The following is a 15,105-nucleotide window of genomic DNA, read 5'->3' as shown; positions in this document are numbered from 1 at the left end:
CGCCGCATCACACAGAGAGAAACGCCATGAAAAAACTGCTTGCTTCTTTCGTACTGGGGTTGAGCCTGTTGTCTGCCGGCACCTTGTCGCTGGCCCAGGCACCTGCCGCTGAACCCGCTGCCGCCACCGCCCCTGCCGCAGCCCCCGCTGAAGCAGCTCCGGCTCCTGCCGCCGCAGTCGCACCTGCTGCAGCCGTTGCGGCAGCCCCTGCTGCCGAGGCCGCTGCACCCGCAGCCCCCGTGCCCAACAAGGGCGACACCGCCTGGATGATGGTCTCCACCATCCTCGTGATCCTGATGGTGCTGCCCGGCCTGGCCCTGTTCTACGGCGGCCTGGTGCGCAGCAAGAACATGCTGTCCGTGCTCATGCAGATCATGGTCACGTTCTCGCTCATCACGGTGCTGTGGTTCATCTATGGCTACAGCCTGGCCTTCACCGAAGGTGGGGCCTTCATCGGCGGCTTTGATCGCCTGTTCATGAAGGGCATCTGGGACAACGCAGCGGGCACCTTTGCCAACGCCGCCACGTTCAGCAAGGGCGTCGTGATTCCTGAAATCTCGTTCGCAGCCTTCCAGGCCACGTTTGCAGGCATCACCTGCGCACTGATCGTGGGTGCCTTTGCCGAGCGCATCAAGTTCTCTGCCGTGCTGCTGTTCATGGTGCTGTGGTTCACCTTCAGCTACCTGCCGATCGCTCACATGGTCTGGTTCTGGATGGGCCCTGACGCCTACACCGCCAAGGACGTGGTCGATGCCATGAATGGCAAGGCTGGCCAGATCTGGCAGTGGGGTGCGCTGGACTTTGCCGGCGGCACGGTGGTGCACATCAACGCTGCGGTCGCTGGCCTGGTGGGCGCCTTCATGGTGGGCAAGCGCATTGGCTACGGCAAGGAAGCCATGGCCCCTCACAGCCTGACACTGACCATGGTGGGTGCTTCCCTGCTGTGGGTGGGCTGGTTCGGCTTCAACGCTGGCTCTGCCCTGGAAGCCAATGGCTTCGCCGCCCTGGCTTTCATCAACACGCTGGTGGCTACGGCTGCTGCGGTGCTGGCCTGGTGCACGGGTGAAGCGCTGATGCGCGGCAAGGCTTCCATGCTGGGTGCTGCCTCCGGTGCGGTGGCTGGCCTGGTGGCGGTCACGCCTGCTGCAGGCAACGTCGGTATCGGCGGCGCCTTGGTCATTGGCCTGGTGGGTGGCTTTGCCTGCCTGTGGGGTGTGCATGGCCTCAAGAAGATGCTGGGCGCTGACGACTCGCTGGACGTGTTCGGCGTGCACGGTGTGGGTGGTGTCGTTGGTGCGCTGCTGACCGGCGTGTTCAACTCCCCCGCCCTGGGCGGCCCCGGCTACGTGGCCGACTGGGTCACAGCCTCCATGGTCACTGCGGCCGATTACTCCATCGCTGCCCAGGTGTGGACACAAACCAAGGCCGTGCTGCTGACCATCGTCTGGTCTGGCGTGGTGTCGTTCATCGCCTTCAAGGTGGTGGACCTGGTGGTGGGCCTGCGCGTGTCGGAAGAAGACGAACGCGAAGGTCTGGACATCACGTCCCACGGCGAAACGGCCTACAACCGTTGATTGGGGGACCACCGGTGGCGGTATCTGGTGGTGCCGCCGCCGCCCCATGGTTTTCTAGCGAGAGTCTCCTCAAGAGTTGGGCCCACCCTGTCGGTGGGCCCTTTTTTTATGGGCGCTCCGGTGTGGCGGCCCTGGCCCGGTGGGTGGCCAGCGCAAAGAACCTGCACGGGCGTTATTCAAAAAATTCACGCCATGCGGGGCGCCCCTGCCAAGCCGCACCCGCTACGATGCAGGCCATGGACCAAGCCCTTGCCCAGATGATCGAGCGCGTGCGCGCCGCTGCCGCAGACCACACCCCTTTGCGCATCCGGGGTGGGGGCAGCAAAGACTTCCATGGCCGTGCGCTGCAGGGCGAGGTGCTCGATACCCGTGTCCTCTCAGGCATCACCAGCTACGAGCCGAGCGAGCTGGTGGTGACCGCCCGCGCAGGCACCCCCCTGGCCGAGCTGGAAGCCGCTCTGGCCGACAAAGGCCAGTGCCTGCCCTTTGAACCCCCGCACTTTGCCCCTGGCGCCACCGTGGGCGGCATGGTGGCTGCGGGCTTGTCAGGGCCCGCACGGGCCAGCGTGGGCGCGGTGCGCGACTATGTGCTGGGCGTGGGCCTCATCAACGGGCGGGCCGAGGCGCTCACCTTTGGCGGGCAGGTGATGAAGAACGTGGCGGGGTACGACGTTTCGCGCCTCATGGCGGGCGCCTGGGGCACGTTGGGGCTGCTGACGGAGGTCAGCCTCAAGGTGCTGCCGGTGGCCCCGGCCGAGGCCACGCTGCGCTTTGAATGCAACCAGGCCGACGCCTTGCGCAAACTGCACGCCTGGGGCGGTCAGCCCCTGCCGCTGAACGCCAGCTGCTGGCTACACGACACGGTGATGGACGCAGGCGTAGGCACCCTGTATGTTCGCCTGCGCGGCGCAGTGGCGGCGGTGGAGGCTGCGTGCAAAACCATGGGCGGCACGCGGCTGGACAACGGCGCCACCGCACCAGACTGGGCTGCCTGCCGCGACCACACCCTGCCCTGGTTTGCCGCACGCGCCCAGCAGCCCGGCCACGCGCTGTGGCGTCTGTCGCTGCCCGCCACCGCGCCGGTGCTGACGCTGCCCGCTGCCGCCCAACCGCTGGTGGAATGGCACGGCGCGCTGCGCTGGGTGCAGGCACCGGCCCATGCGGGCGAGGCCCTGTGCGCCGCCGCCCAGGCGGCAGGTGGTAATGCTACTGTTTTTGTAGCTGCTAGCGCTGATTCATCAAGCGCTAGCGGCCAGTTTGATCCAAAGTCTGCTGCGCTGGCGCAGATCCATGCCCGCCTCAAGCAGGCGTTTGACCCTGCGGGCATCTTCAACCCCGGCCGCCTGGCCGCCGACTGGTAAGGCGGCCGCCATGCGCCGTCTGCGCCACCTCACGGGCCACCACCGCACCGTCACCACCAACCGGGTGCTGGGCCTGCTGCTGGCGTTCAACGCCGGGGCGGTGAATGCGGGGGGCTTTCTGGTGGTGCACATGTACACCTCGCACATGACGGGCTTTCTCTCGTCGCTGGCCGACAACCTTGTGATGGGCAACATGAAGCTGGTGCTGGGGGCCGTGGGGGCGCTGTGGGCCTTCCTCTCCGGTGCGGGCAGCACGGCCATCATGGTCAACTGGGCGCGCCACCACCGCCTGCGCGGCACCTACGCGCTGCCGCTGCTGCTCGAAGCCGTGCTGTTGCTGCTGTTTGGCCTCATGGGCGCCATCACGCTGGGCTGGCGCACACCGTTTTCGGTGCCGCTCACGGTGCTGCTGCTGGCCTACCTCATGGGGCTGCAGAACGCGGTGGTCACCAAGATGTCGTCGGCCCAGATCCGCACCACCCACATGACGGGCGTGGTGACCGACCTGGGCATCGAGATGGGCAAGATGCTGTACTGGAACCGCAGTGGCACCACGCCCGATCGCCATGTGCACGCCAACCGCGAGCGGCTGCGGCTGATGGCGGGGCTGATGGGCATGTTCCTCATGGGCGGGCTGGTGGGCGCGGCGGGGTTCAAGCATGTGGGCTTCATCTTTGTGGTGCCGCTGGCGCTGGTGCTGCTCACGCTGTCGCTGCCGCCGCTGTGGGCTGACCGGGTGCGCCTGCGGCAGTTGCTCAAGGCGTTGTGCAGCGGCCCTCCGGCGCCGCCACCCCCCGCCCATTTGCCTCCCCATTCGCACCCCCATCCCCACGGCACGGCCCATGGGCCCGACCCGCACGAAACGCGCTGATCGGGCCTGAACGCCCCCGCGCTGTTGTTGACTCTTTCCCTAGGCACGCACCATGCAGACCCAACTCGCCCCCGAATACGCCGCCCGCGCCGATGGCCTGGAGGCCGAAGCCATCTTGCGCAAATGCGTGCACTGCGGCTTTTGCACCGCCACCTGCCCCACGTACCAGTTGCTGGGCGACGAGCTGGACGGGCCGCGTGGGCGCATTTACCTCATCAAGCAGGTGCTCGAAGGCGCTGTACCCACCCGTGCCACGCAGCGCCACCTGGACCGCTGCCTGACCTGCCGCAACTGCGAAAGCACCTGCCCCAGCGGCGTGCAATACGGCCACCTGGTGGACATTGGCCGCAAGATCGTGGACGAAAAAGTGCCCCGCCCCGTGGGCGAAAAGGCCCTGCGCTGGGCGCTGAAAGAGGGGCTGCCGTCGCCCCTGTTTGCCCCGGCCATGAAGGTGGGCCAGGCCCTGCGCGGTGCCTTGCCCACGGTGCTCAAAGAGAAAGTGACCACCCCGCGCAGCGCCGGTGCCTGGCCCGCGCGCGAGCATGCCCGCAAGGTGATCATGCTGGCGGGCTGCGTGCAGCCGAGCATGATGCCGAACATCAACACCGCCACCGCCCGCGTGCTCGATGCTGTGGGCGTGCAAACCGTGGTGGTGGCCCAGGCCGGGTGCTGCGGCGCGGTCAAGTTCCACCTCAACGACCAGGAAGGTGGCAAGGCCCAGATGCGCGCCAACATCGACGCCTGGTGGCCGCTGGTGGACCCTGACGGGGCAGACGGGGTGGAAGCCATCGTGATGAACGCCTCGGGCTGCGGCGTGACGGTGAAGGAATACGCCCACACCCTGAAGGACGATGCGCAGTACGCCGCCAAGGCCGAGCGCATCAGCGCCCTCACGCGCGATTTGTCGGAGCTGCTGCCCGCCATGCTGCCCGAGCTGGCCACCAAGCTGCAGGGCCGCGTGGACGCCACGCGCCAACCGGACACCCTGTACGCCTACCACCCACCCTGCACCTTGCAGCACGGCCAAAAGCTGCGCGGCGGGGTGGAGGCGCACCTGAACCAGCTGGGTTTCAAACTGCGCACGGCGCGCAACGAGTCGCACCTGTGCTGTGGCTCGGCGGGCACGTATTCGGTGCTGCAGCCGGACCTGTCGCACCAGCTGCGCGACCGCAAACTGGGCGTGCTGGCCGAAGCCTTTGGCGAGCAGCCGCCCGATGTGATTCTGTCGGCCAACATCGGCTGCATCACCCACCTGCAAAGCGGCACGGGCACGCCCGTGCGGCACTGGGTGGAGGTGCTGGACGAGGCACTGGCCACGGCCTCAGCGGCCGCCCTTACCGCCTTGTAGCCGCTGCGCCAGGCAAGGAGTGCTGGTCGGGCCCTGGGCTGTTGCAGCCAGCCCACGCGTCGCCCTGTTTGTCATGGCGCAGGCCGTGTCTGCGCCCACAATCCGATGACAACGTTGTCTGGCCTGCCCGGCGGCAGCGTTGGCACGGTGGCTGCCGTGGGCCCGCACCTGTGGCCCTGGCCGCCAGCACACCGGTAAGGACCGCCACAAGATGCCAAACGCACAGACCAGGGAAGACCCAGAGGATTCGCACGCGGGCAGCACCGCCAACCCGGTGGCGCTGAACGCCATCGTGCGGGCCGCCGAGATCTACAGCATCGTCGCGTCCGAGGACATCGTCGATGTACGGGGCGTCAAGCTCTGGGCCAAGAACCAGCCGGTGTCGGCCAGCCTGCAGCAGCGCCTGCTCGAGCGCAAGCTCAGCAAGCCGCTCGAATCGTGCCTGGCCGCTGAAGACGGCGTGAGCCTGATCACGCTGCAGGAAGACTTTGAGCGTTTCATGGCCGAGCCCACCCCGCTGGTGCAGGGCCTGCGGCCCTGGGCCGAGGGGGTGGGCCAGCAGCTGCGCCAGCTGCCCCTGCACTCGGTGGCCCAGTTGCTGCTGACCACTGCCTTGGCCAACCGGCCCGAGATGGTGACCCACGCCGTGCAGGCCATGGCCTTGATGGGTGCGCTGGCCACCAAGTACCTGGGCCAGGCCATGGATGTGCGCATGGCCATGCTCGCAGGGCTGCTGCACGACATTGGCGAGATCTACATCCAGCCCGAGTATCTGGACCCCGGCCGCAGCATGGACCTGCTGGGCCACAAGCACCTGGTGGTGCACCCCCGCGTGGCGCAACTGCTGCTGGACAGCACCACCGACTACCCGCGCGCCATTGGCCGCGCGGTGGGCGAGCACCACGAGCGGCTCAACGGCTCGGGCTACCCCGCGCGGCTGCGCCAGCCCGATTTGTCGCCCCTGGGCCGCATGCTGGCCGTGACCGAGGTGACCTTGGGCATCGCCCGGGCGCAGTCTGCGCCGCTGACCCGTGCCAGCTTTGCCCTGCGGGTGCTGCCCGGCGAGTTTGATCCGCAGTACATCGGCTTTATCAGCGACATGGCGCGCCGCGTGGCCGAGCCCGCTGTGGCCGATGTGCCCGCCCCCGCCTCCCTCGTGTGCAACCCCCTGGCCGAGATCCAGCAGCGCGCGGCCCTGGCCTCTGAGCTGCATGCACAGCTACAGGCCCTGGGCGGCGAGGCCCAGGCGCTGGAGATTGCCGACACCGCCAGCACGCGGCTGGAGCGCCTGAAGGTGGCCTGGAACTCGCTGGGGTACTGGGGCGCGCAGCACGCCGAAATCACCGTGCGCGAGCGGCTGGAGCTGCACATGGCCGACCGCGAGCTGGGACAACGCCTGCGCGATCTGGACCGCGAATGCCTGCTGCTGGCCGAGCGCATCTCGCCACTGGAGCGCGAGATGTTGTCGCCCTTGTGGCAGTCGCTGCACTTGGCGCAGCCTCCCCAAACCCTGGTCTGATGTCCTGCCAGAGGGGCACCCAGGGTGCGCGAAAGGCCATCGGTGGCATGATGGAGGGTTTGTTGCTCCCCCGTCCCCTGAAGGACTTTGATCGCTATGACCGAATCCGTGCCTGAAGTCGTTGCCGCCCCCCTGCCCGCAGACGCTGGGGCAGCCCATGCTGGGGCCGCCAGTGAGCGCGCCACCGCAACGACACCAGAAGGCGCTGCCGCCGCAGACCGCGCTGGCAACGCCGCAGGGCGTGCCGCCCGTAACCGGGGCCGCCGTGGCGGCAAAGACCGCGGTGGCCGCAACGCTGAAGGCGCGCCCGCCGCCGCCCAGGCGCCCGCCCCCAGCGCGTGCACCCTGCACTGGAGCAGTTGGCTGGCCTGTACCCGCACTTGTTCGGCGCGGTGTTCCGCCCCCTCAAGCGCGGCATCTTCCAAGACCTGCTGGCCGCTCATCCCGAACTGTTCGAGCGCGAAGCGCTCAAGGTGGCGCTGGGCATCCACACCCGCTCGACCCGCTACCTGCAAACCGTGGCCGCTGGTGAGCAGCGCCACGACCTGCAAGGCCAGCCCGTGGAAGCCATGGCGCCCGAGCATGTGCACCATGCCTTGCTGGAGGTGTACCGCCGCCGCAAGAACCAAAAGGGCCGCCCCACCGAAGACCTGCTGCCCAAGCTGCGCAACCGCATGATCGCCGCGTTCGAGGCCTCAGGACTCACCCGCGAGGCCTACACCGAGCTGGTGGTGGGCCGCGACGACGCTGCCAACGCTATCCTGGAAGAAGCCTTTGCCGAATGGGCCGCCCGCAACGCCAAGGCCGAAGCCCTGCTGCGCGCCTTTGAGGCCAGCGGCAGCACGCTGGAGCAGTTTGCCGACATGTACGGCATGGACCCGCGCAGCACCGGCCAGCAACTGGAGCGCGCCCGCAAGCTGGCAGCGGCCAAGGCTGCCCCACAGGCAGATGGCGGCGCCGCTGACTGATGGATTGACCTGATGCAACCACCCTGGTGTGTGCCAGGCTTCAGGGCGTTGCACGGCAGGCCGGGGCGCCTGCCACCCTGCTGACATAACGGTGTCAGTAGCCCCAAGGCAGTATCCAAAACCTGTTTAAACATACAGGAGTTTGCATGTTGTGTGCCATCACGCCTTGGGCGGTGTCTGTTCCTGCATTCCGCGCGGTGGGCATTCGCACCCGTACCTCCAACCCGGCCGAGGCCGACCCCGCCACCGCACGCATCGGCGCGCTGTGGGACCGCTTCTTCAGCGAAAGCTGGGAGCACAAGCTGCCCCCTCCTGGCGACGATGGCCGCGTGTTCGGGGTGTACAGCCACTACGCCTCAGACCAGCACGGTGAATTTGACGTGCTGGCAGGGGTCGCTGCCCCCGCAGACCACCAAGCCATGCCCGGCGCGAGCGCGGTGGACATCGAGGCCGGCACCTACCTGGTGTTCGAGTCGGAGGGCCACATGCCCCAGCTGGTGATCGACGCCTGGACGGCGGTATGGCACTACTTTGCCGCCAACCCCCAGGTGCAGCGCCGTTTTGGCACCGACTTCGAGGCCTACAGCGGGCCGTACCAAGTGGCCATTCACATTGGGGTTTATGGGTCCGGGGCCGTTCCCCGTTAAGCGCTTTGGTGCCTATCACCCCCCTTGGAGCGTTGGATGCGTTCCCATGGGCTTGCTGTCAGACAACATTCGTTACAACTGCAGGCCGGGCGTTGTTGCGGCCATTCATGTGTGTGATTGCTATGAAAAATATAGCTTCAAAGCTAATGAGGAAAGGCGTAATCGCCATGTGGAACACTCAATGCGATGTCTTTTCTAAGGTGACTCTTGCGATGGTGTCACCGCTGTACCCCTATGCGATGCGTGGACAATGGCGGCCGACCGCTGGCTGGGCCGTGGTGTGCCGCTGCCATCCGCGCTGCGCTTATGCCACACATGCCCCTCAATGGCGGTCTGCCACAACAAGAGAGAGGGAAAAAAATGGAGTTGAGCAGCGGGGTCAAGAAGATCGCGTGCGTTGTGATCGGCGCAGCGTTTCTGATTTTTGGTTACCAGGACTATTCCAAAAACAAGTCCTTGCACAAGCGGGGCGTAGCGGCTGTGGTCGAGCCGATCAGCAAGTACACCGAGCGCTCTCGCAAGGGATCGACCACCTACACGGCGGAGTTCGATTTCACGACGGCATCGGGGCAAAAGGTCCACAAGTCCAGCTCTTTCCCCAAAGCGGCGCTGGACGACTTCCAGGCGGGCAAACCGGTCAAGGTGTTCTACGATGAGCGCAACCCCTACGAGTTCGTCTTTGAAAAGGACGACCCCGCTTGGTGGCCCATGTTGTTGGGCGTGGCCATTGCCGTGGGCGGGTTGCTGCTGCTCTGACTGGCAAAACGGCGGCTTGCCTCTGGCTGGCCACTACCGTTGCGCTGAGGCTGTGAATGCGCGGAGGTTCTATGCGCCGCGCTGACCGCCTGTTCCAGATCGTGCAGCTCATCCGGGGGCGGCGGCTGTCGACGGCGGCGTTCCTGGCGGAGCGGCTGGAAGTCTCGCAGCGCACGATTTACCGCGATGTGGCCGACCTGCAGCACCAGGGCGTGCCCATTGAGGGCGAGGCCGGTGTGGGGTACCGCCTGGGGGCGGGGTTTGAGCTGCCCCCACTCATGTTCAGCCAGGGCGAGGCCAATGCGCTGGTGGCGGCCGCCCGCCTGGCGCAAGTGTGGCTGGACCCAGGCCTGGCGCGCGAGGTGGAAGGGGCGCTGGGCAAGATTTTGTCGGTGCTGCCCCAGCGGCCCGGCTGGCGGCCGAGGCCCAAGCGCTGTACGCGCCCATGGTGGGGCTCGACGCCCGCGCCCAGGCCACGCTGCAGGCCCTGCGCGAGGCGGTGCAAAGCTGCCATGTGGTGGAGATCGATTACGCCGATGTGCAGGGCCGCCCCAGCCTGCGCAGGCTGCGGCCGCTGGGCTGCTTTTACTGGGGCAAGGTGTGGACCTTGTCGGCCTGGTGCGAGCTGCGCAGTGACTTTCGGGGCTTTCGCATCGACCGCATTGCCGCCTTCACGGTGCTGCCCGAGCGCTTTCGCCAAGAGCCTGGCAGAACGCTGGCCGACCTGCTGCGCCAGGTGGAGGAAGAGCGCGCCTGCTGGGCCGCCGAAGCGCCGCTGCAGTGATGTGGCGGTGTTTGATTGAGCCGGAACGAACCCACTTGAACCGTTCACTGAGCGCTGTCAAAGCGCCGCGCAAGGTTTCGACAAGCTCAACCCGAACGGGTATTTCAAGTTCAAAGAGGCCGGATCAATAGAACAAGTGATCAGGCGCGCAGCGCCGCCTCAATGTCTTGCGCCAGCTTGGCGGGCGCGTCCTGCGGGGCATAGCGGCGCACCACCTGCCCGTCTTTGCCCACGAGGAATTTTGTGAAGTTCCACTTGATGGCCTTGGTGCCCAGAATGCCGGGCGCTTGCTCGGTCAGCCAGCGGTACAGCGGTGCGGCTTGCTCGCCGTTCACGTCGATTTTGGCCATCATGGGAAAGTCCACGCCGTAGTTCAGCTGGCAAAAGCCCGCGATCTCGTCGTTGCTGCCAGGGTCTTGCTTGCCAAACTGGTTGCAGGGAAACCCCAGCACCACCAGCCCCTGGCTTGCGTACTGCTGGTGCAGCGCCTGCAAGCCCGCAAATTGCGGCGTGAAGCCACAGGCGCTGGCCGTGTTGACGATGAGCAGCACCTGGCCCCGGAACTGTTCCAGCGCCACGCGCTGGCCGCGAATGTCCTGGGCGTCGAAGGTGTAGATGTCTTGGGGCATGGGCAAGGCTCCGTCGGTGAGGTGGTGGGTGGGGATGGGCAGGCCCATGGTATCGGGACAGGCCCCGGGGGTGTCAGCCCATTGTTGTCAGCGCCTGTTCGTCAGCGCTTTGGCCTCCACGGCACGGTGGCCAGCAACGCGGCCGACACGATCATGGCGCCGCCCAGCACGGTGCGGGCGTCCAGCGCGGTGCGGGCGTCCAGCGCGGTGTCTGTCAGCAGCACCGACGACACGCTGGCAAACACCACCTCCGACAGCATGATGAGCGCCGTGGTGCCCGCCGCCAGCCGCGTGGCGCCAAACTGCAGCGCGTAGTTGCTCAGCAAAAAGGCCGCTGCCAGCAGCAATGCCACCGTCACCCAACCGCTGGCCAGTGCGGGCACGGGGGTGACAAAGCCCGCCAACAAGCCTGCGCAGGCGCTGGCTGTGGCCATGAGGGCGCCGCCGCCAAACATGGCCAGCATGCGGCACTCGCTGGGCAGCCGGTGCAGGCGGCGCAGGGTGACGTTGGTCAGCGCAAAGCAAAAGCCCCCGGCCAGGGCCAGCAGGTCGGCCCCTGAGAGGTGGCCCAGCAGGCGCTCTATCGAAGCATCGGCAGGCACCAGCACCAGGGCCACACCCGCAAACGCAAGTACCAGCCGCACCACGGCCATGCGCGTGGGGCGCTCGCCCAGCACGCGCCAGGCCAGCAGCACCGACCAGGCGGGCATCAGATAAAACAGCAGCACCACCCGCACCACGTCGCCCACCGTCACGGCCCAGTTGAAGGCCACATTGGTCAGGCCCGACGACAGCGCCAAGAGCCACAGGGCCGGGTGCTGCAAGGTGCGTGCGAGCAGGCCGGGGCGCACCAGCAGCAGGCCCCCACGGCCAACGCATACATCAGCGCCGTGGCCCACAGGGGGTGCAACCCGGCGCCGTGCAGTTGCCGAAACGGCCACCACGAAACGCCCCAGACAAAGGCGTTGAACACCAACGCCAGTACAGGCAAAAAACTATGCATTAAATCGGGTGCCAGCGCTTGTTTAATAAGCGCTGGCAGCTATCAAAAAAGGAGTGATTGAGCGCCTGGGCAGCGTGGCGCGGATCCCCGGTGCATCACCTGCCGCGCCTGTGCGGCCGGGGGGGCTTGGAACAGGGACTCAGTGGTGGTGGTCTTGCCGCGCAATGTGCAGAAGGTGCTCCACCTCTTCGCGGTGGCGGGTGCAGTTGCTGATGTGCCAGCGGCGAATCAGCCACATGATGCCCGCCACCACCAGGCCAAAGGCGGTGATGGCGCCAAACACCGACAGCCCCAGCTTGAGCGACAGGCTGTAGAACGCGCCCAGGCCCAGGATGCAGGCCTGCTCGTTGAAGTTCTGCACGGCAATCGAGCGCCCGGAGCCCATCAGGTTGTGGCCCCGGTGCTGCAACAGTGCGTTCATGGGCACCACCAGGTAGCCGCCCAGGCCACCCAGCAAGATCAGGAACGGAATGGCCAGCCAGATGTTGTTGATGAACACCATGAGGATGAGCAGCAGCCCCATGCTGATGCCCAGGGGAATCACCTTGGTGGCGGCATCGAGCCGCATGCGCATGGACGCCACCACCGCGCCCACGGCGGTACCGATGGCCACTACCCCGGTCAGGGCCGAGGCCTGCGTGGTGTTGTAGCCCAGGGCCACGGCAGCCCAGGCCAGCACGATGAACTTGAGGTTGCCACCAGCGCCCCAGAAGAGGGTGGTGGTGGACAGCGAAATCTGCCCCAGCTTGTCGCGCCACAGGCGGCTGTTGCAGGCCCAGAAGTCGGGCAGCAGCGCCAGCGTGTTGGACAGCACATTGCGCGAGGGGTCGGTGCGCAGGGGGCGCATCTCTACCCCGGTGTGCGGGATGCGGGTGTTGAACCAGGCCGCCACCACATACACCAGGATCAGCGTCGCAATGGCCGATTCGGCCGGGGTGTCCACACCGGTGTCGATGAGGGGGATGTCGATGCTCAAGAGCATCACCGACAGGTGCTGCCCCACCAGTTGCCCGCCCAGCAGCACGCCCAAAATGATCGATGCAATCGTCAGCCCCTCGATCCAGCCATTGGCCTTGACCAGTTGCGACGCGGGCAGCAGCTCGGTCAGGATGCCGTACTTGGCGGGCGAGTAGGCCGCCGCCCCCAGCCCCACCACGGCGTAGGCCATGAGCGGGTGCGAGCCAAACAGCATCATCAGGCAGCCCACCACCTTGATGGCGTTGCTGATGAACATGACCCGGCCCTTGGGCAGCGCGTCGGCAAAGGCGCCCACAAACGGCGCCAGCACCACATAGAACAGCGCAAACATGGGCACCAGCGCGGCGCGTTGCCATTCGGGGGCGCCATCGGCCCGCAGCAGCTCCACGGCGGCCACGAAGAGTGCGTTGTCGGCCAGCGAGCTGAAAAACTGCGCCGACATGATCGTGTAGAAACCGCGCTTCATCGATGGGCTTGTGCGGGCATCAGCTGGGCTGATGCCCTGTTAAATGTGGAAAACCGTGGCAAGTGACCGGCGGTTATATCACGCGGATAAACGGTGGCAGTGCCAGAATCTGGGGCTGATCACCCGGTTAAACCCCATGCCACGCCCCATACAAGCCCACATCCACACCGCCGCTTTGCAACACAACCTTCAGCGCGTGCGCCAGGCCGTGCCAGACGCCAATGTCTGGGCCGTGGTCAAGGCCAACGCCTATGGCCACGGCATCGAGCGTGCGTTTGAGGGGCTGCGTGGCGCCGATGGCTTTGCCCTGCTGGACCTGGCCGAGGCCGAGCGCGTGCGCGCCCTGGGCTGGCGTGGCCCCATCCTGCTGCTCGAAGGTGTGTTCGAGCCGCGCGACCTGGAGATCTGCTCGCGCCTGGGCCTGTGGCATGCCGTGCACTGCGACGAGCAGATCGACTGGCTGGCCGCCCACAAGACGCAGGTGCCGCACCGCGTGTTCCTCAAGATGAATTCGGGCATGAACCGCCTGGGCTTCACACCTGCCCGCTACCGCGCCGCCTGGGCGCGGCTGAATGCGCTGCCGCAGGTGGATGAAATCTCGTACATGACCCACTTCAGCGACGCCGACGGCCCGCGCGGCATCGCCCACCAGATGGCCGCCTTCAACACCGCCACGCAAGACCTGCCCGGCGAGCGCAGCCTGAGCAACAGCGCCGCCATCCTGCGCCACGCCACCGATGCCGGGGTGCGGGCCGACTGGGTGCGCGCGGGCATCGTGGTGTACGGCAGCGCGCCCGACCACCCTGAAAACACCTCTGCCCACTGGGGCCTGCAGCCCACCATGACGCTGTCCACCCGCCTGCTGGCCACCCAGCAGCTGCAGGCGGGCGACACCGTGGGCTACGGCTCGCGCTTCACGGCCGAGGGGCCGCTCACCATCGGCGTGGCCGCCTGCGGCTATGCCGACGGCTACCCCCGCCACTGCGACACCGGCACGCCCGTGCTGGTCAACGGCGTGCGCACCCGCCTGGTGGGCCGTGTGAGCATGGACATGGTCACCGTGGACCTGACCCCCCTGCAGCAGGCCGGTGTGCCTGTGGGCTTGGGCAGCGAGGTCACGCTGTGGGGCCGCGCCAGCAATGGCGAGGTGCTGCCCGTCGACGAAGTGGCCCGCGCCGCAGGCACCGTGAGCTGGGAGCTGCTGACCGCGCTGGCGCAGCGGGTGCCGGTGGTGGCGGACTGAGGCAGAGCGCCACAACGCCGCGCCGCCAAGCCCCCGGGAGGGGGTGGCACTTTGCCCCTTGGGCTTGCGCGGCCAGCCCCTTATAGTGCGGCCCCATGACCACCCAGCGCCCCACTCACCGCGCCTCACGCCGCCGCTGGACCTCGGTGCGCCTGTCCGCACGCGATGTCGCCCATGACCTGGAGCAACGCCACAGCCTGCGCTGGCATGGCCTGTGCATCGGCACCCTGACCCTGCTGGGCATGCTGCTGGCGGCCTGGGTGCAGAAGCTGGCGGGCGTGCACATGCTGTCGGTGCGCTACGCCATCACGCTCACGGTGGGGTATGGCATTTACTTGCTGGTGCTGCGCTGGTGGGCCGCCCGGCTGCTGGACGATGAGGAAGAGGGCGCCGACGTGGACGGGGTGGACGCCCTGGATGTGGCGCTGGACGTTGCCGACCTGGCGCGTGCCGTGCCGCGCAGTAGCGGCCCACGCATGCCCGAAGCGCCCAGCCTGGGCGATGCCGCCGATGCTGGCAAAGGCCTGGGCGAGTGGGCTGGGGATGCGCTGGACGGCCTGGGCAGCGCCGATGAAGGCGCGGTGGTGGTCATCCCGGTGGTGGCCATCTTCCTGATTGGCGCCGCCGTGCTGGCAGGTGCGGGGGCGCTGGCCATGCTGTTTTTCGGCTGGAATGTGTTGCTGGCCGTGGCGGTGGAACTGGCCTTTTCAGTGGCCGCCGCGCGGGTGGCCACCCGGGTGGAGCGCGAAGGCTGGATTACCGCAGCCGTGCGCCTGACCTGGAAGCCTCTGCTGGGTGCGCTGCTGTGCGCTGTGCTGCTGGGCGCCACCATCGACCATTTCATGCCTCAGGTGGATTCGCTGCCCGAAGCGGTGCGGGTGTTGCAGGGCAAGTGACGGGCGAAATCTGTGATTTGCTATTGAATGTATAGCTGCTAGCGCTTATTCATCAAGCGCTA

Annotated in this window: 12 protein-coding genes and 2 pseudogenes; 11 read left to right on the top strand and 3 right to left on the bottom strand. The window is 67.1% G+C overall.

Going from position 1 to position 15,105, the window contains the following annotated elements; translation table 11 throughout:
• The first annotated feature begins 26 nt into the window (after positions 1–26).
• From amt to EAG14_RS20680, 9 genes and pseudogenes are all read left to right on the top strand, one after another.
• On the top strand, positions 27–1,574 hold the full coding sequence (gene amt / locus EAG14_RS20720; protein WP_121729996.1) for an ammonium transporter: 1,548 nt from the start codon (positions 27–29) through the stop codon (positions 1,572–1,574).
• A gap of 227 nt (positions 1,575–1,801) precedes the next feature.
• Positions 1,802–2,935 carry a glycolate oxidase subunit GlcE gene (glcE, locus tag EAG14_RS20715; RefSeq protein WP_121729995.1) on the top strand — a complete coding sequence of 378 codons (1,134 nt, stop codon included), beginning with the start codon at positions 1,802–1,804 and terminating at the stop codon, positions 2,933–2,935.
• A 10-nt stretch (positions 2,936–2,945) separates the two neighbouring features.
• Positions 2,946–3,806 (top strand): YoaK family protein, encoded by an 861-nt coding sequence (locus EAG14_RS20710; protein ID WP_121729994.1) that lies wholly within the window; start codon positions 2,946–2,948, stop codon positions 3,804–3,806.
• Between the two features lie 52 nt (positions 3,807–3,858).
• Positions 3,859–5,154, top strand: coding sequence for a glycolate oxidase subunit GlcF (gene glcF, locus EAG14_RS20705; RefSeq protein WP_121729993.1), 1,296 nt, complete (start codon positions 3,859–3,861; stop codon positions 5,152–5,154).
• A gap of 211 nt (positions 5,155–5,365) precedes the next feature.
• Positions 5,366–6,673 carry an HD-GYP domain-containing protein gene (locus tag EAG14_RS20700; protein ID WP_162996050.1) on the top strand — a complete coding sequence of 436 codons (1,308 nt, stop codon included), beginning with the start codon at positions 5,366–5,368 and terminating at the stop codon, positions 6,671–6,673.
• 338 nt (positions 6,674–7,011) lie between these two features.
• Entirely contained in the window at positions 7,012–7,641 is a 630-nt protein-coding gene (locus EAG14_RS20695) for a ProQ/FINO family protein (protein ID WP_121729991.1), read from the top strand.
• A 146-nt stretch (positions 7,642–7,787) separates the two neighbouring features.
• Positions 7,788–8,288 carry a GyrI-like domain-containing protein gene (locus tag EAG14_RS20690; protein WP_121729990.1) on the top strand — a complete coding sequence of 167 codons (501 nt, stop codon included), beginning with the start codon at positions 7,788–7,790 and terminating at the stop codon, positions 8,286–8,288.
• Positions 8,289–8,648: 360 nt separating this feature from the next.
• Positions 8,649–9,044, top strand: coding sequence for a DUF3592 domain-containing protein (locus EAG14_RS20685; RefSeq protein ID WP_162996049.1), 396 nt, complete (start codon positions 8,649–8,651; stop codon positions 9,042–9,044).
• Between the two features lie 71 nt (positions 9,045–9,115).
• Positions 9,116–9,828, top strand: a pseudogene (locus EAG14_RS20680) (helix-turn-helix transcriptional regulator).
• A 140-nt stretch (positions 9,829–9,968) separates the two neighbouring features.
• Here EAG14_RS20680 and EAG14_RS20675 read toward each other — a convergent pair.
• From EAG14_RS20675 to lplT, 3 genes and pseudogenes are all read right to left on the bottom strand, one after another.
• A complete protein-coding gene (locus EAG14_RS20675; protein WP_121730579.1) occupies positions 9,969–10,457 on the bottom strand; it encodes a glutathione peroxidase in 489 nt (162 codons plus the stop codon).
• Between the two features lie 101 nt (positions 10,458–10,558).
• Positions 10,559–11,460 (bottom strand): annotated as a pseudogene (locus EAG14_RS20670) (DMT family transporter).
• Positions 11,461–11,599: 139 nt separating this feature from the next.
• On the bottom strand, positions 11,600–12,904 hold the full coding sequence (lplT, locus tag EAG14_RS20665) for a lysophospholipid transporter LplT (protein WP_099657490.1): 1,305 nt from the start codon (positions 12,902–12,904) through the stop codon (positions 11,600–11,602).
• A 136-nt stretch (positions 12,905–13,040) separates the two neighbouring features.
• On the opposite strand from lplT, the gene alr reads away from it, so the two are divergent.
• Together alr and EAG14_RS20655 are read left to right on the top strand one after the other, a co-directional pair.
• Positions 13,041–14,147, top strand: coding sequence for an alanine racemase (alr, locus tag EAG14_RS20660; RefSeq protein ID WP_099742741.1), 1,107 nt, complete (start codon positions 13,041–13,043; stop codon positions 14,145–14,147).
• A 95-nt stretch (positions 14,148–14,242) separates the two neighbouring features.
• On the top strand, positions 14,243–15,043 hold the full coding sequence (locus tag EAG14_RS20655) for a hypothetical protein (protein WP_240456860.1): 801 nt from the start codon (positions 14,243–14,245) through the stop codon (positions 15,041–15,043).
• Positions 15,044–15,105: the final 62 nt, after the last annotated feature.

It is taken from the genome of Acidovorax sp. 1608163 (assembly GCF_003669015.1).
Classification (GTDB): Bacteria; Pseudomonadota; Gammaproteobacteria; order Burkholderiales; family Burkholderiaceae_C; genus Acidovorax.
This window is presented reverse-complemented; position numbering and strand designations above follow the sequence as displayed.